This is a genomic window from Pontibacter indicus (assembly GCF_900156345.1).
GTDB classification, from domain to species: Bacteria; Bacteroidota; Bacteroidia; order Cytophagales; family Hymenobacteraceae; genus Pontibacter; species Pontibacter indicus.
The window spans coordinates 779528-803037 of the sequence record NZ_FTPP01000002.1 but is presented as its reverse complement, the minus strand read 5'-3'; the positions used below and the strand labels follow the sequence as shown (position 1 = coordinate 803037).

General features: G+C 47.8%; 21 protein-coding genes and 4 tRNA genes. 4 read left to right on the top strand and 21 right to left on the bottom strand.

Annotated elements, in window-relative coordinates:
- The 17 genes from rpsG to B0B12_RS12170 all read right to left on the bottom strand — a co-directional run bounded on the left by rpsG (window position 1) and on the right by B0B12_RS12170 (window position 17221).
- Window positions 1-468 (bottom strand): 30S ribosomal protein S7, encoded by a 468-nt coding sequence (gene rpsG, locus B0B12_RS12250; protein ID WP_076669252.1) that lies wholly within the window; start codon window positions 466-468, stop codon window positions 1-3.
- 19 nt (window positions 469-487) lie between these two features.
- Entirely contained in the window at window positions 488-904 is a 417-nt protein-coding gene (rpsL, locus tag B0B12_RS12245; RefSeq protein WP_076669251.1) for a 30S ribosomal protein S12, read from the bottom strand.
- 106 nt (window positions 905-1010) lie between these two features.
- Window positions 1011-1328, bottom strand: a complete 318-nt coding sequence (locus tag B0B12_RS12240; protein ID WP_076420884.1) for a DUF3467 domain-containing protein — start codon at window positions 1326-1328, stop codon at window positions 1011-1013.
- 6 nt (window positions 1329-1334) lie between these two features.
- A complete protein-coding gene (rpoC, locus tag B0B12_RS12235; RefSeq protein WP_076669249.1) occupies window positions 1335-5660 on the bottom strand; it encodes a DNA-directed RNA polymerase subunit beta' in 4326 nt (1441 codons plus the stop codon).
- A gap of 102 nt (window positions 5661-5762) precedes the next feature.
- Complete coding sequence (gene rpoB / locus B0B12_RS12230; RefSeq protein ID WP_076669248.1) at window positions 5763-9641, bottom strand: DNA-directed RNA polymerase subunit beta; 3879 nt, start codon at window positions 9639-9641, stop codon at window positions 5763-5765.
- A gap of 151 nt (window positions 9642-9792) precedes the next feature.
- Complete coding sequence (gene rplL / locus B0B12_RS12225; RefSeq protein WP_018476834.1) at window positions 9793-10173, bottom strand: 50S ribosomal protein L7/L12; 381 nt, start codon at window positions 10171-10173, stop codon at window positions 9793-9795.
- 41 nt (window positions 10174-10214) lie between these two features.
- A complete protein-coding gene (gene rplJ / locus B0B12_RS12220) occupies window positions 10215-10739 on the bottom strand; it encodes a 50S ribosomal protein L10 (RefSeq protein WP_076669247.1) in 525 nt (174 codons plus the stop codon).
- 4 nt (window positions 10740-10743) lie between these two features.
- Window positions 10744-11436, bottom strand: coding sequence for a 50S ribosomal protein L1 (gene rplA / locus B0B12_RS12215; RefSeq protein WP_076669246.1), 693 nt, complete (start codon window positions 11434-11436; stop codon window positions 10744-10746).
- Between the two features lie 16 nt (window positions 11437-11452).
- Window positions 11453-11896 (bottom strand): 50S ribosomal protein L11, encoded by a 444-nt coding sequence (rplK, locus tag B0B12_RS12210; protein ID WP_076669244.1) that lies wholly within the window; start codon window positions 11894-11896, stop codon window positions 11453-11455.
- 12 nt (window positions 11897-11908) lie between these two features.
- Window positions 11909-12466, bottom strand: coding sequence for a transcription termination/antitermination protein NusG (nusG, locus tag B0B12_RS12205; RefSeq protein WP_007654323.1), 558 nt, complete (start codon window positions 12464-12466; stop codon window positions 11909-11911).
- A gap of 9 nt (window positions 12467-12475) precedes the next feature.
- Window positions 12476-12667 carry a preprotein translocase subunit SecE gene (gene secE, locus B0B12_RS12200; protein WP_076669243.1) on the bottom strand — a complete coding sequence of 64 codons (192 nt, stop codon included), beginning with the start codon at window positions 12665-12667 and terminating at the stop codon, window positions 12476-12478.
- 28 nt (window positions 12668-12695) lie between these two features.
- Window positions 12696-12768, bottom strand: a tRNA-Trp gene (locus tag B0B12_RS12195).
- Window positions 12769-12874: 106 nt separating this feature from the next.
- Window positions 12875-14062 carry an elongation factor Tu gene (tuf, locus tag B0B12_RS12190; protein WP_076669241.1) on the bottom strand — a complete coding sequence of 396 codons (1188 nt, stop codon included), beginning with the start codon at window positions 14060-14062 and terminating at the stop codon, window positions 12875-12877.
- A gap of 69 nt (window positions 14063-14131) precedes the next feature.
- A tRNA-Thr gene (locus tag B0B12_RS12185) sits at window positions 14132-14203 on the bottom strand.
- Between the two features lie 112 nt (window positions 14204-14315).
- A tRNA-Gly gene (locus B0B12_RS12180) sits at window positions 14316-14388 on the bottom strand.
- Between the two features lie 40 nt (window positions 14389-14428).
- Window positions 14429-14511 (bottom strand) — tRNA-Tyr (locus B0B12_RS12175).
- Window positions 14512-14665: 154 nt separating this feature from the next.
- Window positions 14666-17221 (bottom strand): M1 family aminopeptidase, encoded by a 2556-nt coding sequence (locus B0B12_RS12170; protein WP_076669240.1) that lies wholly within the window; start codon window positions 17219-17221, stop codon window positions 14666-14668.
- A gap of 87 nt (window positions 17222-17308) precedes the next feature.
- Here B0B12_RS12170 and B0B12_RS12165 point away from each other — a divergent pair, with 87 nt between their 5' ends.
- From B0B12_RS12165 to frr, 3 genes are all read left to right on the top strand, one after another.
- Entirely contained in the window at window positions 17309-17806 is a 498-nt protein-coding gene (locus B0B12_RS12165) for an acyl-CoA carboxylase biotin carboxyl carrier protein subunit (RefSeq protein WP_076669239.1), read from the top strand.
- A gap of 85 nt (window positions 17807-17891) precedes the next feature.
- Window positions 17892-18665 carry a UMP kinase gene (pyrH, locus tag B0B12_RS12160; protein WP_076669237.1) on the top strand — a complete coding sequence of 258 codons (774 nt, stop codon included), beginning with the start codon at window positions 17892-17894 and terminating at the stop codon, window positions 18663-18665.
- A gap of 51 nt (window positions 18666-18716) precedes the next feature.
- Window positions 18717-19280, top strand: a complete 564-nt coding sequence (frr, locus tag B0B12_RS12155; protein ID WP_076669236.1) for a ribosome recycling factor — start codon at window positions 18717-18719, stop codon at window positions 19278-19280.
- Between the two features lie 132 nt (window positions 19281-19412).
- Here the strand turns inward: frr and nadD are convergent, their stop codons facing one another.
- From nadD to B0B12_RS12135, 4 genes are read right to left on the bottom strand one after another with little or no spacing between them, the layout of a single operon-like run.
- Entirely contained in the window at window positions 19413-19985 is a 573-nt protein-coding gene (nadD, locus tag B0B12_RS12150) for a nicotinate (nicotinamide) nucleotide adenylyltransferase (protein WP_076669234.1), read from the bottom strand.
- Window positions 19982-20566 carry a guanylate kinase gene (gene gmk, locus B0B12_RS12145; RefSeq protein WP_076669233.1) on the bottom strand — a complete coding sequence of 195 codons (585 nt, stop codon included), beginning with the start codon at window positions 20564-20566 and terminating at the stop codon, window positions 19982-19984. Before gmk ends, nadD begins: the two co-directional genes overlap by 4 nt.
- Window positions 20567-20572: 6 nt before the next feature.
- Window positions 20573-20854: a zf-HC2 domain-containing protein gene (locus B0B12_RS12140; protein ID WP_076669231.1), complete on the bottom strand. Its 282-nt coding sequence runs from the start codon at window positions 20852-20854 to the stop codon at window positions 20573-20575.
- Between the two features lie 25 nt (window positions 20855-20879).
- Window positions 20880-21473 (bottom strand): sigma-70 family RNA polymerase sigma factor, encoded by a 594-nt coding sequence (locus B0B12_RS12135; protein ID WP_007653448.1) that lies wholly within the window; start codon window positions 21471-21473, stop codon window positions 20880-20882.
- Between the two features lie 279 nt (window positions 21474-21752).
- On the opposite strand from B0B12_RS12135, the gene B0B12_RS12130 reads away from it, so the two are divergent.
- Window positions 21753-23294: a glycosyltransferase family 2 protein gene (locus tag B0B12_RS12130; RefSeq protein ID WP_076669230.1), complete on the top strand. Its 1542-nt coding sequence runs from the start codon at window positions 21753-21755 to the stop codon at window positions 23292-23294.
- The last annotated feature ends 216 nt before the right edge of the window (window positions 23295-23510 follow it).

The following is a 23510-nucleotide window of genomic DNA, read 5'->3' as shown; positions in this document are numbered from 1 at the left end:
TTAGAATCTAAAGTGTGAAAATGCCTTGTTCGCCTCAGCCATTCTGTGCGTGTCGTCTTTCTTCTTCACGGCAGCACCTTCACCTTTTGCAGCTGCGATGATCTCGCCAGCCAATTTGTCTTTCATTGTCTTCTCACCTCTTCTGCGAGCGTAAGAAATCATCCACTTGATACCAAGAGATACTCTGCGGTCCGGACGAACCTCAGTCGGCACTTGGAAAGTAGCGCCACCTACACGGCGGCTTTTAACCTCTACGCTTGGCATCACATTGTTCAATGCTTTCTTCCAAGTTTCAAGGCCGTTCTCTTTCGTTCTTTGCTCTACTAATTCTACAGCATCATAGAAGATACCATAAGCAATACTTTTCTTACCATCTTCCATCAGATAGTTTACGAAACGTGTTACCAGGGTCTCTTTGAACTTTGGATCTGGAAGGAGAACTCTACTTTTAGGCTTTGCTTTTCTCATTATATTATAACTCTATCAATTACTTTTTCTTGCCACCTTTTCCTGCTGCTGCAGCTGGTTGTCCTGGTTTCGGTCTCTTAGCACCGTACTTAGAACGTGACTGCAGTCGACCGTTTACACCGGCAGTATCCAATGCACCGCGAACGATGTGGTAACGAACACCTGGAAGGTCTTTCACTCTACCACCTCTGATCAGCACAATAGAGTGCTCCTGAAGGTTGTGACCTTCACCAGGGATATAAGCGTTTACTTCCTTACCGTTTGTCAGTCTTACCCTAGCTACCTTACGCATAGCTGAGTTTGGCTTCTTAGGAGTGGTTGTATACACTCTTGTACATACACCACGACGTTGTGGGCATGAGTCTAGGGCAGGAGACTTAGAGTTGTAAGTCAACTTCTCTCTACCCTTTCTTACTAATTGCTGTATAGTAGGCATTTATAATTTGTTAATTATAAGATATTTTTCACTCTAAAATTTGGTCTGCAAAGGTATGAAAATCACCCGGCAAATTCAAAATTTTAATTCACTAATTATTAGCACCTTAGGCTTCCCCTACTGTTCCTCCGAAGTTCATCGGAAAGGATGGTGCCTCATTTGCCGGCTTAATTTCCCCAAAGCTGCTCTCAAACTTTTGAATGTTATCGGCCAGAGCCGCCAACAATCTCTTGGCATGCTCTGGCGTGATAACGATTCTTGATTTCACTTTTGCTTTGGGTAATCCTGGCATCAGTCTTATAAAATCAATTACAAATTCACCACTCGAGTGAGCTATCATCGCCAGATTGGCATACTCTCCCTCCGCTATCTCTTCCGATAGCTCAATGTTGATTTGATTCTGATTTTTCAGTTCCTCTGCCATACCTGCTTATCTGTTGTTCTGTAGCTCCTGCTGTCTGGCACGGCTACCCGCACCTGTCTTCTTAGACTCTACTAGTGCATCGTACTCTTCCTGGCTGCCCACGATCAGGTTCTGGTATTCGCGCAGACCTGTACCCGCCGGGATCAGGTGACCAACGATCACGTTCTCCTTCAGACCAAGCAGTTCGTCCGCCTTACCTTTAATTGCTGCCTCGCTCAGTACTTTGGTAGTTTCCTGGAACGATGCCGCAGAGATAAAGCTTTGCGTACCCAATGAGGCCTGCGTTATACCTTGCAGCGTTGGACGCGATACAGCTGGCGATGCATCCCTCACTGTTACCAGTTTCAGGTCTCTTCGCTTCAGGCTGGAGTTCTCGTCACGCAGTCTTCTGGCTGTCACGATCTGGCCTGGCTTCATGTTAGTCGAGTCGCCTGCATCTTCTACCACTTTCATGTCGATGATGCGGTCGTTCTCTTCCATGAAGTTTACCTTGTCTACTACCTGGTGCTCCAGGAAGCTGGTATCACCTGCGTCGATGATTACAACTTTCTGCATCATCTGGCGAACTACCACCTCTATGTGCTTGTCATTGATCTTCACACCCTGCAGACGGTATACCTCCTGGATCTCATTTACCAGGTACTCTTGTACAGCACCAGGACCTTGAATATTCAGAATGTCTGTTGGCGTGATCGCACCGTCAGATAGCGGCATACCTGCGCGAACAAAGTCATTGTCCTGTACCAGGATGTGCTTAGAAAGCGGCACCATGTATTTCTTCTTCACACCGTCCTTCGACTCGATGAAGATCTCACGGTTACCACGCTTCACGCTACCATAAGTTACTACACCGTCGATCTCAGACACTACCGCAGGGTTCGATGGGTTACGAGCCTCAAACAATTCAGTAACTCGTGGCAGACCACCTGTGATGTCTCGGGTTTTGCCGATCGCACGCGGAATCTTCACCAGGATCTGACCTGCTTTGATCTTCTCACCGTTCTCCACTGTCAAGTGAGCGCCTACCGGAATGTTATAGCCTTTTGGCTCACCACTCTTCGGCTTCACTACAATAGCAGGGTTTTGTGTCTTATCTTTCGTATCGATGATTACTTTCTCACGGTAACCAGTCTGTTCATCTGACTCTTCACGGTAAGTTATGCCTTCGATGATCGACTCGTAAGCAATCTCACCGTCGAACTCAGAAAGGATAACCGCGTTGTATGGATCCCAGCTACAGATCTGATCACCTTTCTCGATGATCTGTCCTTCATTCACATTCAGGAATGAACCGTAAGGCACGTGGTTGCTGATCAATAGCTTTCCTGTGTTAGGATCAACTACTTTCACCTCACCTGAACGGCCCATTACTACTTTCACAGGCTCTCCTTCGTTGTTGATCGTATCAATTGTACGAACGTCTTCGAACTCGATCTTACCGGCGAACTTCGCACGGATCATGGCATCTACCGCAATGTTAGAGGCAGTACCACCCACGTGGAAGGTACGGAGTGTCAGCTGTGTACCAGGCTCACCGATAGACTGTGCTGCAATCACACCAACAGCCTCGCCTTTCTGCACCATAAAGCCTGTTGCCAGGTTACGGCCATAGCACTTCGCACAAATACCACGCTTCGACTCGCACGTCAATACGGAACGAATCTCTACGGTTTCAATCGCAGTGTTCTCAATTGAACGAGCGATCTCTTCTGTTACTTCTGAGCCAGACTCAACAATCAGTTCATTGGTGATTGGGTCATATACATCGTGCACGGTCACACGGCCTAGGATACGCTCAGAAAGCGACTCCACGATATCTTCGTTGTCTTTCAGTGCACTTACTTCCAGACCTCTCAGCGTACCGCAGTCTTCTTCGTTCACGATCACGTCCTGCGATACGTCTACCAGACGACGAGTCAGGTAACCAGCATCCGCCGTTTTAAGAGCCGTATCCGCAAGACCTTTACGGGCACCGTGGGTAGAGATGAAGTACTCGATTACATCCAGACCTTCCTTAAAGTTAGAAAGGATCGGGTTTTCGATAATCTCACCTACTGAGCCTTGCAATGATTTCTGAGGCTTGGCCATCAGACCACGCATACCACCCAGCTGACGGATCTGCTCTCTAGAACCACGGGCGCCAGAGTGCATCATCATGAAGATCGAGTTGAAGCCTTGATCATCATTCTCCAGGCGGCGCATCAACGTTTCCGTAATCTGGTTGTTGATACGGGTCCAGATATCGATTACCTGGTTGTAACGCTCGTTGTCCGTGATCAGACCCATCGAGTAGTTCTGCCATACAGCATCTACATCTTTCTTGGCCTGAGCTACCAGGATGTCTTTCTCTGCCGGAATCTGGATATCGCCCAGACCCATGGACAGACCACCCTTGTAGGCAGACTGGAAACCGAGTGTTTTGATATCGTCCAGGAAGTGAGCGGTACGTGCCATACCTGTCTCTTTGAAGACTCTAGAAATGATCTGCTGAAGTTTCTTCTTCGTTAACAGTTCATCGATGTAGCCCACTTCTTCCGGAACGAACTGGTTGAAGATCACGCGGCCAGCTACTGTCTCGATCAGTTTTGTCTCGAGTTCGCCTTTTTCGTTCTTAACCTTCGTTCTTACTTTAATATAAGCCTGCTTAGACAGACGGCCTTCGTTGATGGCAATGATTACTTCCTCAGCAGAGTAGAAGCTCATACCTTCACCGGCGATTTTTTCGTTCTCGGTGCTACGCTTTCCTTTCGATACATAGTATAGACCAAGTACCATGTCCTGAGAAGGTACCGCAATTGGTGCACCGTTCGCAGGGTTCAGGATGTTGTGCGAGGCAAGCATCAGCATAGAGGCCTCCAGTACAGCAGCAGGTCCAAGTGGAACGTGTACCGCCATCTGGTCACCGTCAAAGTCGGCGTTGAATGCCGTACACACCAGTGGGTGCAGCTGAATCGCCTTACCTTCGATCAGTTTTGGCTGGAATGCCTGTATACCTAGCCTGTGGAGCGTAGGAGCACGGTTAAGGAGTACTGGGTGGCCTTTCAGCACGTTCTCCAGGATATCCCAAACAACAGGGTCCTTACGGTCTACAATCTTCTTGGCTGACTTAACAGTCTTAACTATACCTCTTTCGATCAGCTTGCGGATGATGAATGGCTTGAAGAGCTCAGCTGCCATGTTCTTAGGCAGACCGCACTCGTGCAGCTTCAGTTCAGGACCAACCACAATTACCGAACGGCCAGAGTAGTCAACACGCTTACCCAGCAAGTTCTGACGGAAACGTCCCTGCTTACCTTTCAGCATGTCAGAAAGCGACTTCAGCGCACGGTTACCCTCAGCACGAACAGCATTCACTTTACGTGAGTTGTCGAACAGCGAGTCTACCGCTTCCTGCAGCATACGCTTCTCATTACGAAGGATTACCTCAGGCGCTTTGATCTCGATCAGACGCTTCAGACGGTTGTTACGGATGATCACACGACGGTATAGGTCGTTCAAATCCGAAGTTGCGAAACGACCACCATCCAATGGAACAAGCGGACGAAGTTCTGGTGGAATCACAGGCACCATGCGGATAATCATCCACTCTGGTCTGTTTTCGATTCTTGTAGCAGCATCACGGAATGCTTCCACAACACGAAGACGCTTCAAAGCCTCAGCTTTACGCTGCTGCGAAGTTTCGTGTGCGGCCGCGTGACGAAGCTCGTAAGACAGGTCGTCCAGGTTCGTACGCTCCAGCAGCATCTGCAATGCCTCAGCACCCATTTTCGCAATAAACTTGTTTGGATCATTGTTATCCAACATCTGGTTCTCACGTGGGAGCTTATCGATCATATCCAGGTATTCATCTTCTGTAAGGAAGTCCAGCTGGTTTACGCCGTCTTCTGCCAGGATACCTGGTTGAATCACTACATATCTTTCATAGTAGATAATCTGGTCAAGCTTCTTGGTAGGTAAGCCTAACAGATAACCTATTTTGTTTGGAAGAGATTTGAAGTACCAGATATGCGCTACTGGAACTACGAGCTCAATATGGCCCATACGCTCACGACGCACTTTCTTCTCGGTTACCTCCACACCGCAACGGTCGCAGATGATACCCTTATACCTGATTCTCTTATACTTTCCGCAGTGGCATTCCCAGTCCTTTACGGGTCCGAATATTCTTTCGCAGAACAGCCCCCCCATTTCAGGCTTATAGGTTCTATAGTTGATGGTCTCAGGCTTTGTAACCTCGCCGTTTGAGCGCTCCAGAATCGACTCTGGAGAAGCCAGGCTTATCGTTACTTTGGAGAAGTCCTGAGTTAGCTTTTTGTTTTTTGCAAATGCCATATTATTCTAATAATGTCGATACAATGAATATGCCTTACAGCAATTTCGCATAAAGTGCGCTAAGCGTACTGACTTTTGCCAGTACGCTTTGCGCTTTCTTTACTACTCTAAGGTGATCTCGAGTGCCAAACCTCTCAACTCGTGAATCAATACGTTGAATGATTCCGGGATATTTGGCTTTGGCAACACGTCGCCTTTCACGATCGCCTCGTAGGCTTTTGCACGGCCGATCACGTCGTCAGATTTCACTGTAAGTATTTCCTGCAGTACGTTCGAAGCGCCGAAGGCCTCAAGCGCCCACACCTCCATCTCACCAAAACGCTGACCACCGAACTGGGCTTTACCACCCAATGGCTGCTGTGTGATGAGTGAGTATGGTCCGATTGAACGAGCGTGCATCTTATCGTCAACCAAGTGACCCAGTTTCAGCATGTAGATAACACCTACTGTTACTGGCTGGTCAAAACGATCGCCAGAGAGACCGTCGTACAGGTATGTACGGCCAAAGCTTGGCAAGCCTGCTTCTTTCAGCTCAGCCTGTACCTGATCCTCTGTAGCACCGTCGAAGATTGGAGTAGCATAAGTACGGCCCAATTTCTTACCAGCCCATCCAAGAACAGTTTCGTAGATCTGACCGATGTTCATCCTTGAAGGTACACCCAGCGGGTTCAGCACGATATCCATTGGTTCGCCTGTTTCCAGGAATGGCATATCCTCTTCACGCACGATACGGGCTACTACACCTTTGTTACCGTGACGACCAGCCATCTTGTCACCCACTTTTAGCTTGCGCTTCTTAGCGATGTATACCTTAGCTAACTGCACGATACCTGCTGGCAACTCGTCTCCTACCTCCAGTGTGAAACGCTCACGCTTGAAGTGTGCAGAAGTGATGTTACGGCGCTTGTTGTAGTTTTTCACAAGCTCCACCAGCATGCTGTTGGTCTTCTCGTCAGCAGTCCAGTTCTCCAGGATCAAATCCTTGAACATGTTTACCTCTTCCGGAACCGCATAGTTACTTTCGTCCTTATATGGGTTCTTTTCAGGGAACAGGGCTTCAATGATGTTCTTTCTGGAGAACTTCACTCCTTTTGTCAAGATCTCGTCGCCAAACTTGTGCTTGATACCCTGAGAGGTTTTGCCTTCCAGCAAAGTCACCAGTTTATCAACCATCACATTCTTAATGGCGTTCAGATCCTTCGAGTACTTCACTTTCAGCTCTTCTACCTCTTTCTTAGACTTAGCCCGCAGGTTTTTGTCTTTCTTAGGTCTAGAGAAAAGTTTGGTCTCGATTACCACACCGTTCAGTGATGGCGGCGCCTTAAGCGAGGCATCCTTCACATCACCGGCCTTGTCACCGAAGATCGCACGAAGAAGTTTCTCCTCCGGGGTCGGGTCGGTCTCACCTTTTGGTGTGATCTTACCGATCAGGATGTCGCCTTCACGAACTTCTGCACCGATACGAATGATACCGTTCTCGTCTAGGTTCTTCACGGCTTCTTCGCTCACGTTCGGAATCTCAGAAGTAAGTTCTTCTTCGCCACGCTTCGTCTCGCGAACTTCCAACTCAAATTCTTCGATGTGGATCGAAGTGAAGATATCGTCTCTTACTACTTTTTCAGAGATAACAATAGCATCCTCGAAGTTGTAACCTTGCCATGGCATGAACGCCACCTGCATGTTACGTCCGATGGCCAATTCGCCATTGTTAGTAGCATAACCTTCGCAAAGTGGCTGGCCTTTTGTTACACGCTGGCCAGTGTACACGATTGGCGTTAGGTTGATACAGGTATCCTGGTTCGTTCTTCTGAACTTGATCAGGTTATAGGTTACATACTCTGCATCAAAAGCAACCAGCTTCTCGTCTTCTGTCAGATCGTATTTTACAACAATCTTGTTTGCATCCACGAAGTCAATCACACCGTCGCCTTCAGCGATAACGAGTGCTCTTGAGTCTATAGCTGCTCTTCTTTCCAAACCCGTACCAACAATCGGGGCCTCAGCCTTCAAAAGTGGAACGGCCTGGCGCTGCATGTTTGAACCCATCAGGGCACGGTTAGCATCATCGTGCTCCAGGAAAGGAATCAACGAAGCCGCTACCGATACGATCTGGTTCGGTGCAACGTCCATATAGGTATAGGTCTGCGGCTCCTCCACTGGGAAGTCACCTTCAAAACGACCTTTCACTCTATCATTAACAAAGTTACCCTTCTCATCGATAATGGCATTTGCCTGAGCGATGTGGTGGGTATCCTCTTCTTCAGCGGTCAGGTACTCAACTGTCCCATCCATCTCCACAACACCTTCGTTTACCTTGCGGTATGGTGTCTCGATGAAGCCCATGTGGTTCACGCGGGCATGTACACAAAGAGAAGAGATCAGACCGATGTTCGGACCTTCTGGTGTTTCAATAGTACACAGACGGCCGTAGTGGGTATAGTGAACGTCACGAACTTCGAAGCCGGCTCGCTCTCTTGACAGACCGCCCGGCCCCAGTGCAGATACACGGCGCTTGTGCGTCACCTCTGCCAGTGGGTTTGTCTGGTCCATGAACTGAGACAACTGGTTTGTACCGAAGAACGAGTTGATCACAGAAGAAAGCGTACGTGCATTGATCAGGTCAACTGGCTTGAAGTCTTCATTGTCGCGCACGTTCATACGCTCCTTGATTGTTCTCGCCATACGAGCCAAACCAACACCAAACTGAGCGTAAAGCTGCTCGCCTACTGTTCTTACACGGCGGTTGCTCAGGTGGTCAATATCATCCACGACCGCTCTTGAGTTGATCAGACCGATCAGGTATTTCACGATCAGAACAATGTCCTCATTCGTCAGAACCTTCGCATCCCAGTTCGTGTCAAGACCTAGCTTTTTGTTGATTCTGTAACGACCAACTTCACCCAGGTCATAACGCTTGTCAGAGAAGAATAGCTTCTGAATGATATCACGCGCTGTTTCTTCGTCCGGAGCCTCTGTGTTACGAAGTTGACGATAGATCTGCTCCACCGCTTCTTTCTCAGAGTTTGAGTTATCTTTCTGAAGCGTGTTATAGATAATAGCGTAGTCGGCAATGTTTACATTCTCGCGGTGAAGAATGATTGACTTTGTACCTGAACTAACGATAACGTCGATATCATCCTGCGTAATTTCAGAGTCACGCTCCAGCAGAACTTCGTTACGGTCAATTGATACAACTTCACCAGTATCTTCATCTACGAAGTCTTCAGTCCATGTGCGCAGCACACGTGCGGCTAGCTTTCTGCCTATCGCATTTTTCAGGTTTGCCTTGGTAGCAGGCAATTCCTCTGATAGACCAAACAGATCAAGGATATCTTTATCAGTGCCGTAGCCGATGGCACGGAGCAGGGTTGTTACAGGGAACTTCTTCTTACGATCGATGTAAGCGTACATCACGTTGTTCACGTCTGTAGCAAACTCAACCCAAGATCCTTTAAAAGGAATAATTCTGGCAGAATACAGTTTGGTTCCGTTTGTATGCTTGCTTTGAGCAAAGAATACACCCGGAGATCGGTGCAATTGAGATACAATCACACGCTCAGCACCATTGATTACAAAAGAGCCTTTTTCGGTCATGTAAGGGATATTTCCCAGGAACACTTCCTGCTCAATTGTTTCAAAGTCCTCATTGTCCTCGTCGTTACAAATCAGACGAAGCTTTGCCTTAAGTGGAACCGAATAAGTGAGCCCTCGGTCGATACACTCGTCAACAGAGTATTTCGGAGGATCTATGTGGTAGTCGATAAATTCGAGAACAAAGTTTTCTCGAGAATCAGAAATAGGGAAGTTCTCGGCAAACACCTTGAACAATCCTTCCTGTGCCCTGTTTTCGGCCGGAGTTTCCAGCTGAAAGAAATCCTGAAACGACTGCAACTGAACATCAAGGAAGTCAGGGTAGTCGATAACCGGATTAATCGAGGCAAAATTGATTCGCTCTGTCGTTTTATTCTTAGCCAAAGCCATGGAATTTTAACGTTTACAATATGATTCCAGCACATAGCCGTCGAAATGGCTACGGGCAAAAAAAGGATTCAAATTTGAATCCGTATACAAACAGGAAAAGACCTGACGAATCTGCCAGGTCTACCTGTTGTCGGTATGTTGATAAGTGAGATTATTTAACCTCTACTTCAGCACCAGCTTCTTCCAAAGATTTCTTCAGTGATTCAGCTTCGTTCTTATCTACACCTTCTTTCAAAGGCTTAGGAGCGCCGTCAACTAATTCTTTAGCTTCTTTCAGGCCAAGACCAGTCAATTCTTTTACAAGCTTAACAACTGCAAGCTTAGATGCACCAGCTGACTTCAGGATTACGTCAAAAGAAGTTTTTTCTTCTGCAGCAGCTCCTCCTTCAGCAGCACCACCACCAGCAACCATTACTGGAGCAGCAGCAGCTGGCTCGATACCATACTCATCCTTAAGAATTGTAGCTAGTTCATTAACCTCTTTCACAGTTAAGTTTACTAACTGCTCAGCGAATGCTTTCAAATCTGCCATTTTATTGAAATTAAAAGTTACTTATTGATTACGTTTTTAAATTATTCTTTTTCAGATAGGGTTTTCAGGATGCCGGCCAGTTTGCCGCCGCTGCTCTGAAGAGCAGAAACAACGTTCTTAGCTGGAGACTGAAGCAAGCCAACGATTTCACCGATAAGCTCATTCTTAGACTTGATGCTGGCAAGCGTGTCAAGCTGGTTCTCACCAACGAATACACCACCATCGATATAGGCACCCTTCAACAGAGGAAGTGCATTGCCTTTCTTTCTGAAGTCTTTCAGCAGCTTACCAGGAGCGTTTCCTGATTCAGCAGAAAACACGATACCAGATGAGCCTTTCAGTACGCCTTCCAAATTGGTGGTGTCAGCCTCTAAGGTATCTAATGCTTTCTTAATGAAAGTGTTTTTATAAACTTTGTACTCCAGGCCTCTCTCGAAGACCATTCTCCTGAACTGGTTAATGCTGGCTACACTCATGGTAGAAGCATCTGTGATATAGAAATAGCTAGTGTTCGCTAACTTCTCGCTCAGGTCTTTTACAATTATCTCTTTTTCTTCCCTGGTCATGTTCTTAGATAGTTGCGTTCTTATCAACGGTTACGGCCGGGCTCATGGTGCTAGACAAAGTGATGCTCTTAATGTAAGTACCCTTTGCTGAAGATGGCTTCAGACGGTTTAGTGTAGCAATCACTTCGGCAGCGTTAGCTGCTAGCTGCTCTGGTGTGAAAGATACTTTGCCAACGCTAGTATGGATGATACCATACTTGTCAACTTTGAAGTCGATCTTACCGGCTTTTACTTCTTTTACTGCTTTAGCAACGTCCTGTGTAACTGTACCAGACTTAGGGTTTGGCATCAGGTTACGTGGACCTAAGATTCTACCCAAACGACCAACTTTAGCCATTACAGCAGGCATCGTGATAATCACGTCTACATCTGTCCAGCCTTTTTCAATCTTTTGGATATAGTCATCAAGACCTACGAAATCAGCGCCTGCATCCTTTGCTTCCTGCTCTTTGTCAGGTGTAACAAGTGCCAGTACTTTAACGTCTTTACCGGTGCCATGCGGAAGGGTAACAATACCACGTACCATCTGGTCGGCTTTGCGAGGGTCAACGCCTAAGCGTACATCAATATCAACAGAGGCATCAAACTTGGTAAAAGTGATATCTTTTACTACTGAAGCCGCATCTGTTAAAGAATACTCTTTTGTCAGGTCAGCCTTTTCTAAAGCTGCTTTCCTGTTCTTTGAAATCTTCGCCATTATCCTTTAACTCTTATTATTCGTTCCACGGAGCGTTTCCAGATACTGTAATACCCATGCTTCTGGCTGTACCGGCTACCATTTTCATGGCAGACTCCAGTTTGAAAGCATTCAAGTCAGGCATTTTCAGCTCTGCAATCTCTCTTACCTGATCCCATGTAACTGAACCTACTTTGTTACGGTTTGGCTCTTTCGAACCTCCCTTAATTTTAGCAGCATCCATTAACAATACTGGAGCAGGTGGGGTCTTAATAATAAAGTCAAAAGACTTGTCTGCGTATATTGTAATCAACACTGGTAACACTTGTCCTGGCTTATCCTGTGTTCTGGCATTAAACTGCTTACAGAACTCCATGATGTTAAGACCTTTAGAACCAAGTGCAGGTCCAATCGGTGGCGATGGGTTCGCGGCACCTCCCTTTACCTGAAGTTTCAGGTAACCTTTTATTTCCTTTGCCATTATTTGTATTTACTACGATTCTTTTTCTACCTGCATGTAATTCAACTCAACTGGTGTGTTACGGCCAAATATTTTCACCATAACGTTGAGCTTCTTACGTTCTTCGAACACTTCTTCCACAGTACCTGAGAATCCACTGAAAGGACCGTCCATCACTTTCACCATTTCTCCAACTAAGAATGGAGTATCCAACACTTCTGCCTGCTCTTCTGCTTCGTCAACTGTGCCCAGGATTCTGTTTACTTCTGACTGGCGCAGCGGAACTGGCTTTTTATTCTGACCTCCCTCGTTTGAACCAAGGAAGCCGATCACACCTGGCGTGCTGATAATGATGTGCTCAGCCTCACCATGCGAAAGATCTGCTTGCACCAGCACATAACCTGGGAAGAAGTTTCTTTCTCTGATTTTTTTCTTCCCTCCTCGCATCTCATATACCTTCTCTGCCGGTATGAGAACCTGAGGAACGTATTCGCCGAGGTTTTGTCTTACTACTTCGTTTTCAAGATACGCTTTCGCCTTTTTCTCCTGTCCGCTTACAGCACGAACCACATACCATTTTAAATCAGCCATAGACTTAAATTAAAACTGGTTGTAAAACCAAGATAGCGTAGAGTCGAAAACAAAATCCATAGCTCCAACAACGAGTGCAAATATCAAAGACCCGATCAGGACCAATACAGAGCTATTCTGTAGTTCAGCATATGGGGGCCATGAAACTTTGTTTTTCATTTCCTCCACTGTCTCGTCGATGTAGCCTTTTACTTTGCTCATTGCTTTCGCTTTAATAGATTTTATACTGCACGGGTGGAGAGACTCGAACTCCCAGCCAATGGTTTTGGAGACCACTACTCTACCAATTGAGCTACACCCGTAAAAAAATGCACACCAATTTTAATTGGAGTGCAAATTTATTTAAAAGAATATTAAAAACAAACCCGTTTCCGAAAAAGATTCCAGAAACGGGCTAGTTTTATATTATTAGGCAAGGATTTCAGTTACCTGACCGGCACCTACTGTTCTACCACCCTCACGGATAGCGAAACGCAGACCTTTCTCCATTGCCACAGCGTTGATCAGAGTTACATCGATAGTGATGTTATCACCAGGCATAACCATTTCTACACCTTCTGGCAGCATGATCTCACCAGTAACGTCTGTCGTTCTGAAGTAGAACTGTGGACGGTACTTGTTGAAGAATGGCGTGTGACGGCCACCTTCTTCTTTAGAAAGAACGTAAACTTCAGCTTTGAATTTAGTGTGAGGCTTCACAGAACCTGGCTTACAGATAACCATACCACGACGGATATCAGTTTTCTCAATACCACGGAGCAGAAGACCTACGTTGTCACCAGCTTCACCTCTGTCAAGGATCTTGCGGAACATCTCAACACCAGTTACTACTGACTTAAGGTTCTCAGCACCCATACCCAGGATTTCAACTGGCTCACCAGAGTTGATTACACCACGCTCGATACGGCCTGTAGCTACAGTACCACGACCTGTGATAGAGAACACGTCCTCTACTGGCATCAGGAATGGAAGGTCAGTCAGACGAGCAGGGATTGGAATCCAGCTGTCAACTGCAGCCATCAACTCCTCGATAGTCTTCACCCACTTGTCATCACCGTTCAAGCCACCAAGAGCTGAACCCTGAATAACTGGAATGTTGTCGCCGTCGAAGTCATAGAAAGAAAGAAGCTCACGGATTTCCATCTCAACAAGCTCAAGAAGCTCTGGATCGTCCACCATGTCCACTTTGTTCATGAATACTACCAGCTGAGGAACACCTACCTGACGAGCAAGAAGGATGTGCTCACGCGTCTGAGGCATTGGGCCGTCAGTTGCAGCAACCACAAGGATAGCGCCGTCCATCTGGGCAGCACCAGTAACCATGTTCTTCACGTAGTCAGCGTGACCTGGGCAGTCAACGTGAGCGTAGTGACGGTTCTCAGTTGCGTATTCTACGTGAGAAGTATTGATAGTAATACCTCTTTCTTTTTCTTCTGGAGCGTTATCAATAGAAGAGAAGTCGCGAAGTGCAGCAAGACCTTTCTTAGCCAAAACTGTAGTAATGGCAGCAGTCAAAGTTGTTTTGCCGTGGTCAACGTGACCGATAGTACCGATGTTTACGTGCGGTTTGGAACGGTCAAATGTTTCTTTAGCCATTGTATGATAATTAAATTAAGGTTAAAACGTTTAAGTATGTTGCGTTAATTATACACGTAACGGACTTTGAGCCAACGATGGGAATTGAACCCACGACCCCTTCCTTACCAAGGAAGTACTCTACCCCTGAGCTACGTCGGCTTTTTCCATCACTTATCGTAAAAATGAGTCTATACTAAAAAGGAAATCCATCTTCATGAAATTCCTTATAAAGTTACCCAAATCTGATAAGCAGCACGCTGTTTGCTTATTGAGCGGGAGACGAGGGTCGAACTCGCGGCCTATAGCTTGGAAGGCTATCGCTCTACCAACTGAGCTACTCCCGCTTCTAATGCAGCAAACCATTAAAAAGCGTGGTCTTAATTGTGGGGAGAGCAGGATTCGAACCTGCGAAGTATCACTACAACGGAGTTACAGTCCGTCCCATTTGGCCGCTCTGGAATCTCCCCTAATATTCAACCTGGCTGACTTTTTCAGCCATTCCTCAGCTTGTCAAAACTGCTTTTCAGCCCGCTCTTCGTTCTAAGGAGATGCAAAATTAAGCGCTTTTTCTTTCCAGTCAAATATTCTCTGTAAAATAATTCACTTTTTTTTATCGCTCTATTACAGCGAAACCTGATTGTATAGCTCCACGAGCCTTTTATCCTGCTCGTTTGCCCTTATCTCCTTTAGCAATTCCACAATCTCTGGGCGCTCTGAATGCACCATAAGTGTCTGAAAAGCAGCCATGCGCACGAAATACAGGGGGTGGTTCTGTGCCATTCCCGACAGCATAGCGATAGCTTCAGGTTTGTAAGTTTCAGGGTTCACTGCCATAAAGGCACCATAGCTTTGCAGCAGATAATATAGTCCGGAGCCTTTCGCGTTTTTCATCTGCTTCATAAACCATTCATACTTTTCCGGACCTCCTTTCACGGCATAGTAAGATGCTAGCGCCAGCACAATTTCTTCGTTTGTCTCTTTTTCGAAAGCAGCCAAGCGCTTGTTCACGTCTGCTTCCTCTGTCATTGCATAGCTCAGTATACCTGCCGCCGCCACTTTGTAAGAGCTGTCCCGCATTGCTGTTCTATACAGGTCAACGTATTCGTCCTCTCCCCACTCCGACAGCAGCATAATGGCTCCTGCCCTTACTTCTCCTTTCTTATCGCTATCTGCCATACGTTTCACAATCGGCTCCAGCGTTTCTGTATGCTTATCAGGCAGCTGATCTGCCACATCCAGCGCCAGATTGCGAATCGCCCAAAAGTTGTCCTTTAAAGCGCCCTGCAGCAATGGTACCATCTTCTGCTGGCTCGCGTTCTGCCCCAGTTCTTCCAGTGCTTTCAATCGTGGCGCTAAGGCCTTTGCCTGCTCAAACTGAAACACCAGCTCTTCCGTCGTCTTTGCGTGCTCCACAGTGCCTAGTAGTTGCTGTTCGCTGTCAAACAGCACTAGTTGCGGCTCTGTGCTCACTGGTAGCGAGAAAACCTGATTGGCCTTGGTAATCGTGATTGCGTGCTCCGTTTTTTCCCCGTTTTCCCAGACAGCCACCTTCAGGGGCAGTTTGTATACCGGCTGGTAGAGGGTGTCCTGCTGTTGCCATACCTCTAGCTTGAGCGCACCGTTCTGATAGGTATGGTTTACTTTCAGCTCCGGATGACCGGCACGCATAAACCACTGGTCAAAAAACCACATTAGGTCTTCACCAGTAGTTTCCTCGAAGGCCATGCGCAGTTCAGCCACCTCTACATCTGAAAATTTGTTCTTAGTGAGGTAACGGTTAAGTGAAGCAAAGAAGGCTTCGTCGCCCACGTATTTTCGCAGCATGTGCAGCACACGCCCTCCTTTAGCATAAGAGTGGCTGTCGAACATGTCCTCGCGGTCGGCGTAACGGTAGCGGATCAACGGCTCGCGCTTTGTTTCGGATTCGTCAAGGTATTGGCCCAGTTCATCCAAGTGGTGGAGGGCGGCCTCATCGGCGCCATACTTGTATTCGGTCCAGAGGTATTCAGAGTAATTGGCAAAGGCCTCGTTTAGCGGCAGGTTGGCCCACGATTCGGTAGTGACATAGTTGCCAAACCAATGGTGGAATAACTCATGCGCAATGATGCCATCCCAGTTTTTGTCCAGCAACTCCCGCTCGTTCAGCTGCAGGTCTTCCATAAAAACCGAAACGGTTGTGTTCTCCATGGCTCCGGATACAAAGTCGCGTACCACCACCTGCGAGTACTTCGACCAGGGGTAATCAACACCTAACTTTTTCGAGAAGAACTCAAGCATTTCGGGAGTGTTGCCGAATATCTTCTTAGCTGTTTTTTCATAAGCCGGCTCCACATAGTAGTCAACCTCCAGGTCGCGCCACTTGTCTTTCACCACGGCATACTCCCCTATCGCCATCATGGTCAGGTATGGCGCATGCGGCTGCTCCATCTTCCAGTAGTCGGTCTTGGTGCCATTCGCGTTTTTGCGCGAGTAAATGAAGGTGCCGTTGGAGAGTGTAGTATACTTCTGGTCGACCGTAATGTAGAGCTCCTGCGTCATGCGCTCGTTAGGCGAGTCAATGGTCGGGAACCAGGCGGAGTTGGCCTCTGTTTCGCCTTGTGTCCAGATCTGGCGCGGTTTGCCTGTCTCCTCCCCTTTCGGGTTGATAAAGTAGAGGCCTTTGTCCTGGGTGATGGCGTCGCTGCCCCCTACTGCCAGTTCGTTCGGCTTGGCGGTATAGTCAATCTCGATGGTATACTTGTCGTTGCGGGTATAGGACCTGCCCAGGTCAATCGTCAGCTTCATGCCATCGTAGGTATACTGCAGTTCCTTTGGATCGGCATTGTCTACCACCAGTTCTACGCTGTGGATATCGAAGCCTTTGGCATCGAGCACGAGCTGACTCTGCGGATAGAAATAAGGCTTGAGCGTGAGTTCGGCCAGGCCGTGCACGTACTGCTTGTCCCAGTCGAAGCTGACCCGCAGTTTGGTGTGGAGCAGATCATGCACTCTTGTTCTGGAAGGATTGAATGCATGGTTCTTGGGGGCCCACACGGGAGGCTCGGCCACTTCCAAAGCCGGCTTGACAGCCACTGGCTCAACCGCAGAAGTTGCTTTTGTTTGTTTGTTCACACTGCAACCGCCTGTAAAAGCCATAGCGGCAGCAAGGCCCACTACGCTCAGAAACCTGTGATTCATGATGGAATGTTTTAATTTTGAGCTCAATTTCTAAAAATACTCTGATAAATCAATTATCTTTAAGCTTCCAAAACCCGATTTATAAAGATGCTCCAGATCAAAACCGCTAACGACAAGACATGGCAGGTTGATATTCAAAAAGACGCTATTCTTCTCAATGGATCACCTTTCAACTGGGACATTTCGCTTCTAGGCCCAAACAGATTTCACATCATTAAAGACGATAAGTCGTATACCGCAGAGCTGGTAGAAGCTGACTATCAGGCCAAAACATTCACTTTCAAGATAAATGGCGTAAAGCAGACCGTGAGCGCGAAAGACCGCTTCGACCTGCTGCTCGACAAGCTGGGCATGAGCAATGCCAACGCCCAGAAAGTGAACGATGTGAAGGCGCCGATGCCCGGTTTGATTCTCGAAATAAAAGTGCAGCCCGGACAGGAAGTGAAAAAAGGCGACCCGATCATGATCCTGGAAGCCATGAAGATGGAAAACATACTCAAATCGCCCGGCGACGGCGTTGTAAAGGAAATAAAGGTGGCCGTGAAGCAGAACGTGGAGAAAAACCAGATCTTGATTCTATTTTAATTTTTTTGTGTTGCCGGATGGGCAGCACGCACTGCCTTGCCGCCATATAAGCACTGTAAAACGTTAACATTACTATAAAACGACCGTGAAGTATAAAAGAATATTGCTGAAGTTAAGCGGCGAAGCGCTGATGGGAGAACAGCAGTACGGCATCGATTCAGACAGACTGATGCAGTACTCGCAGGAAATTAAGGAAGTAGCCGCACTTGGCGTAGAGGTAGCAGTTGTGATCGGTGGAGGCAACATCTTCAGAGGCGTTCAGGCCGAACAGGTGGGACTCGACCGCGTGCAGGGCGACTACATGGGCATGCTGGCCACTGTCATCAACAGCATGGCTTTGCAGAGCGCACTCGAAAAACTGGGCGTTTATACCCGTCTGCTGTCTGGCCTGAACATTCAGCAGGTATGCGAGCCTTACATTCGCCGCCGCGCTGTACGCCACCTAGAGAAGGGACGCGTTGTGATTTTCGGCGCTGGCACGGGCAACCCCTACTTCACAACAGACTCGGCAGCCAGCCTTCGCGCCATCGAGATTGAGGCGGACGTTGTGCTGAAGGGAACCCGCGTAGATGGCATTTACTCTGCTGATCCGGAAAAAGATCCGAACGCCATCTTCTATTCAAGCATCTCATTTAAAGATGTGTTTGAGAAAGGACTGAACGTAATGGACATGACGGCCTTCACGCTTTGCAAGGAAAACGGTCTGCCTATTATCGTGTTTGACATGAACACAGCAGGCAACCTGAAGCGACTGGTACAGGGCGAAAAAATCGGTACGCTGGTGACGATGGAAGATCTGCCTGAATCAGTAGAGGAGATCCAGGCCTCTGAGAGCGCACGGTCAACTAACAGGAATTAGTAAATCACAGTAATAAGATAACACGAAGAACCTAAATAAGCTAAAATTGATATGACGGAAGAAATTCAGTTTTACCTCAGCGAAGCCGAGGAGTCTATGCAGAAAGCATTGCAGCACACCAACTCGGAGTTGCTTAAAATCAGAGCTGGCAAAGCGTCTCCTGCCATGGTAGAAGACCTGCGCGTGGATTACTACGGCACTCCAACTCCTATCTCTCAGGTAGCCAACATTACGGTGCCAGATGCCCGCACCCTGATGATCAAGCCATGGGAGAAGCAAATGGTGGCAGAAGTAGGCAAGGCCATCAAGAACAGCGACCTGAACCTGAACCCACTGGTTGAGGCAGATGGTGTGCGCTTGAACATACCTCCGCTGACAGAAGAGCGTCGTCGTGAACTGGTAAAGCAGGCTAAAAACGAGACGGAAGGCGGCAAAATCGCTATCCGTAACATCCGCAAAGATGTGAACGATTCGCTGCGTAAGTTGCAGAAAGAAGGTACTTCAGAAGATGCGGTACGTGATGCAGAAGCTAAAGTGCAGAAGATGACCGACGGCTACATCGTAAAAATTGATGAGCTGCTTTCGAAGAAAGAAGCCGAGATTATGACCGTGTAGTTTTTGACAAGAGTCTGCTGACTTGGTTCAGTATACTGTAAAAAGAGAAGCGCTTTATGATCATCATAAAGCGCTTCTCTTTTTTGTTATCAGGATCTTTTCTCCTTTGTCAAAAAGTCTTTTGTCAAAAAACTACAGGTATAGCTTATGCACCTTGATGTATTCTGCCACGTCGTCGGGCACCATGTACTTGATGGATTTCTCTTCTTTAATACACTGCCTGATAAAAGTGGCTGAGATATCCAGCACAGGGGCTTTCACAAAAGTCACGTTTGGCATCGGCGGCAGTTCGGTAGTAGTAGAGCCGGAGCGCGGGTATACGTATACCCGGTGGTATTCCAGTATTTTTTCTGAGTTCTTCCACTTCGGGAAAAGCGGCAGGTTGTCCTCCCCCATGATCAGCACGAACTCGTAGCTCGGGTATTTTTCCTGCAGGTAGGTGAGCGTGTCGATGGTATAGCTCGGCTTGGGCATGTTGAACTCGATGTTCGACACTCCCAGGTCCGGGTTGTCGGCCACGGCCAGTGATACCATGTGCAGCCGGTCGAACTCGTGCAGCAGGGTGTTGCTCGGTTTAAAAGGATTCTGCGGCGACACGACCAGCCATACCGTATCCAGGTCTGTGTTGGTGGCCATGTAATTGGCCAGTATCAGGTGCCCGATGTGGATGGGGTTGAAGGAGCCGAACAGCAGCCCTACTTTCATACGATGGCCGGTTCAGCGTCCAGAAACTCGTTCACCAGTTTTTCGGCTTTAGCACAAGCCTGTTCCAGGTTGTCGTTCACGATCACCTTGTCAAACTGATCTTCAAACTTCATCTCAAATTCCGCTTTAAAAACACGGCTCGATATGCTCGAGGCAGAGTCGGTGTTGCGGGCCTGCAGGCGCTTGGCCAGTTCCTCTATCGAAGGCGGCTTTACGAATACCGCCAGTGCTCTTTCTTTGTAAAAATGCTTTATGCTTAATCCTCCTTTTACATCCACGTCCAGTATCACGTGTTTGCCACTTTTCCAGATACGCTCTATTTCAGATTTCAAAGTGCCGTAGAAGGCACCTTCGTATACCTCTTCCCACTCTACAAACTCGTCGTTGGCTATTTTCTGCTTGAAGTCTTCCGGTGTTATGAAGTAGTAATCTTTCCCATTTTCCTCAGTGCGGCCGCGCTTATCGCGTGTGCAGGCCGAAATAGAGAAGGCAAGCGATGGGTTTACCTGTAAGAGGTGCTTTACAATAGTGGTTTTGCCGGCGCCGGAGGGAGCCGAAAAAATGATGATCTTTCCTTGCATTAGGGGTTATACAGTTTCTTGGATTCTGGCTTTAATGGACAAAGCTAAGCTTTCCGGCACAATTACGCGCTTAAGATGACCACAAACAAGCCCTTTGAGGAGTTTTTGCTTCTGATGACTTTCAAAGCAGGGGACGCACTCTTCGATGTGGGTATTAAAATAGGCCTGCTGTTCTGAGGAGGCTTCCCCGTCGATCATCAGGTCCAATAACATGACAATCTTGTCGCATTCCGACTCATGCCCGTCTTCAGATAGTTTCTGGTGCGTTTCTGTAATTCTTGATTCCATCTTAACTCAAACTCTTTAGGTTATTCTAACTGTTATATCCCATGCTCTTCGCATACTTTTCCAACTTCTCTTTCAAAGAGTTACGGGCACGGTGCAACCTGGAACGCACGGTACCAATCGGTATATCCAGAATTTTAGCCATTTCCTCGTAGGTGAAGCCTTCCAGGTCGCAAAGGATGATCACGGTCCTGAAGTCAACAGGCAGTGCGTTCAGAGCGCTGGCCACTTCGTCGCCGATCAGGTCCTGTACACTTTCGGTGCGCATGTCGGTGGTGGAGGCTACGCCGCCCTCGCCCTCTACGTCGTCCGAATTGTAGTACCCCTCGACTTCACTATAGTCTACCTTGGCAGGTTGTTTGCTCTTTTTCCGGAACTCATTGATGAAAGAGTTCTTCAGGATTCGGAACAGCCAGGCTTTTGCATTAGTTCCTTGCTCAAAGTAATCGAAAAAGCGGTACGCCTTCAGGTATGTCTCCTGCACCAGGTCATTGGCATCGTCTTCATCGAGGGTGAGCCTGTAGGCAAAATTGTACAGAGGATCGAGCACGGGCAGCAGTTCCGCCTCGAACCGGGCATCTTTTTCCTCTTTACTCAACTGTTTACCTGTTTGCTCGCTCATTTGACTTGATTTTTGTAATTTATAAAGTCGTAATCGCGTACTTATACGCAAATATAGAAATTTTAACTACATACCTTTTCAGCCGCGTTTGGGTTGCACAGATGTGCGTTGGTATGTATAGGATTGCGCAAGACTGACCTCACTTCTCCTTTTCTTTACAAGACTTTACTAGAAACATACGGAATTTGAGAACTTTGAGTAGTTCCTGCGCTTTTTTTAATTGATTTAAGTCTTAAAACCTAATTTTGCAGTTCTAACCACTCAAGGGGAGTCCCAAGCATGATGCAGGCCATATCCGTTACTATTCTGACTAAAAACAGCCAGCAGCACCTCGCTGCCTGCCTGCAGGCACTGCAACGCTTTGCCGAAGTAATTGTACTGGATAACGGCTCTACGGACCAGACCCTGGCCATCGCAGCCGGCTTCCCGAATGTGCGCATCGTGGAGCATCCCTTTACCGGATTTGGACCGATGAAGAACCTGGCGGCGCAACACGCCACCCATCCCTGGGTGCTCTCCATCGATAGCGACGAGGTGCTTTCCCCCGAACTGGCGGCGGAAATACTTCGGCTTGACCTGCTCGACACGCGCAAGGTATACAGCTTCCTGCGCCATAACTTCTACGGCAAAAAGCACATCAAAGCCTGTGGCTGGGACAACGACTATGTGCTGCGCCTCTACCACAAAGGCACCACCCGCTTCGCCGATTTGCCCGTGCACGAGTACATCCAAACAGATGGACTGCAGGTGCAGGCGCTACGCGGCACCATGGATCACTTTTCTTTCAACAGCATTTCGCAGCTGATCGGCAAGATGGACCAGTACACGACCCTTTTTGCCAGAGAGCAGCGGTTTCGCAAAAGCTCCTCCCCTGCCAAAAGCTACTTTAAGTGGGCTTTCTCGCTTTTCAGGAACTATGTGCTGCAGCGCGGGTTTTTGTATGGGTACGAAGGTATGGCCATCTCCTTCTCGAACGCCAACGGCACTTTTTACAAATACATGAAACTGCACGAAGAGAACCAGCGCCTCGGCATTAGCCTGGTCATCACCACCTATAACTGGAAGGAAGCCCTAGGCACCGTACTTCGCAGCGTTTTCAGTCAGAGCGAGTTGCCGCGTGAGATCATTGTGGCCGACGACGGCTCCCGGGACGACACACGTGCTTTGGTAGAAAGTTTAGCGAAGGAGTCGCCGGTGCCGCTGCTGCACAGCTGGCAGGAAGACCTGGGCTTTCGGGCAGCCGAGAGTCGTAACAGGGGCATTGCGCTGGCAACAGGCGAGTATGTGGTGATCATTGATGGCGACATGGTCCTGCACCCCGACTTTTTGAAAGGTCACCGCCGGGCCGCCCGCAAAGGCTACTTCACGCAGGGGAAACGGGTGCTCCTGAGCCCTGAGTTGAGCCAGGACCTGATCAGGCGTGGTCCGGTTCCTATCTCTCCGCTTTCGGCAGGTATAAAGAACAGGCTCAACGCGACCAACTCTCCTTTCCTGTCAAAGCTCTTCAGCAAAGACAAAGCCGGCATCTCGTCTATCAAAAGCTGCAACATGGGTTTTTGGATGGAGGACATTGTCCGGGTGAATGGTTTTAATGAGGATTTTGTGGGTTGGGGTCGGGAAGACAGCGAGTTTGCCATCCGACTGCTCAACAGCGGCACCAAGCGACAGAACCTGGCCTTTGGAGGTATAGCCTATCACCTGAACCACCAGGAAAACTCCCGTCAGAGCCTGGCCGCTAACGATGTGCTAATGGAGAGGGCCATTTCAGAAAAAAGCACCTACTGCCCCAACGGCATCGACAAGCATCTTATAAAAAAGTAAGCGCGCATTATTTTCCTGGTGCCTATACCTGCTGTTCAGTTGAGCCTGCAGCAGGTATAGGCATTATTTTTAGGCGGAGCGCAGGACGTTCAGAATAATGGCATAACATCAGGTATAGTATATAGGCAACAAAAGTCTGGCTTTGCAGTAGTATGAATATTAAGCTATTTTTTTATACAAAATATATTAGCTTTCTATTCTACGCACATTAACGCA

Coding starts and splice junctions, on each gene's coding strand:
- rpsG (WP_076669252.1), bottom strand. CDS start 468: ATGAGAAAAGCAAAGCCTAAAAGTAGAGTTCTCCTTCCAGATCCAAAG.
- rpsL (WP_076669251.1), bottom strand. CDS start 904: ATGCCTACTATACAGCAATTAGTAAGAAAGGGTAGAGAGAAGTTGACT.
- B0B12_RS12240 (WP_076420884.1), bottom strand. CDS start 1,328: ATGGCAGAGGAACTGAAAAATCAGAATCAAATCAACATTGAGCTATCG.
- rpoC (WP_076669249.1), bottom strand. CDS start 5,660: ATGGCATTTGCAAAAAACAAAAAGCTAACTCAGGACTTCTCCAAAGTA.
- rpoB (WP_076669248.1), bottom strand. CDS start 9,641: ATGGCTTTGGCTAAGAATAAAACGACAGAGCGAATCAATTTTGCCTCG.
- rplL (WP_018476834.1), bottom strand. CDS start 10,173: ATGGCAGATTTGAAAGCATTCGCTGAGCAGTTAGTAAACTTAACTGTG.
- rplJ (WP_076669247.1), bottom strand. CDS start 10,739: ATGACCAGGGAAGAAAAAGAGATAATTGTAAAAGACCTGAGCGAGAAG.
- rplA (WP_076669246.1), bottom strand. CDS start 11,436: ATGGCGAAGATTTCAAAGAACAGGAAAGCAGCTTTAGAAAAGGCTGAC.
- rplK (WP_076669244.1), bottom strand. CDS start 11,896: ATGGCAAAGGAAATAAAAGGTTACCTGAAACTTCAGGTAAAGGGAGGT.
- nusG (WP_007654323.1), bottom strand. CDS start 12,466: ATGGCTGATTTAAAATGGTATGTGGTTCGTGCTGTAAGCGGACAGGAG.
- secE (WP_076669243.1), bottom strand. CDS start 12,667: ATGAGCAAAGTAAAAGGCTACATCGACGAGACAGTGGAGGAAATGAAA.
- tuf (WP_076669241.1), bottom strand. CDS start 14,062: ATGGCTAAAGAAACATTTGACCGTTCCAAACCGCACGTAAACATCGGT.
- B0B12_RS12170 (WP_076669240.1), bottom strand. CDS start 17,221: ATGAATCACAGGTTTCTGAGCGTAGTGGGCCTTGCTGCCGCTATGGCT.
- B0B12_RS12165 (WP_076669239.1), top strand. CDS start 17,309: ATGCTCCAGATCAAAACCGCTAACGACAAGACATGGCAGGTTGATATT.
- frr (WP_076669236.1), top strand. CDS start 18,717: ATGACGGAAGAAATTCAGTTTTACCTCAGCGAAGCCGAGGAGTCTATG.
- nadD (WP_076669234.1), bottom strand. CDS start 19,985: ATGAAAGTAGGGCTGCTGTTCGGCTCCTTCAACCCCATCCACATCGGG.
- gmk (WP_076669233.1), bottom strand. CDS start 20,566: ATGCAAGGAAAGATCATCATTTTTTCGGCTCCCTCCGGCGCCGGCAAA.
- B0B12_RS12140 (WP_076669231.1), bottom strand. CDS start 20,854: ATGGAATCAAGAATTACAGAAACGCACCAGAAACTATCTGAAGACGGG.
- B0B12_RS12135 (WP_007653448.1), bottom strand. CDS start 21,473: ATGAGCGAGCAAACAGGTAAACAGTTGAGTAAAGAGGAAAAAGATGCC.
- B0B12_RS12130 (WP_076669230.1), top strand. CDS start 21,753: ATGATGCAGGCCATATCCGTTACTATTCTGACTAAAAACAGCCAGCAG.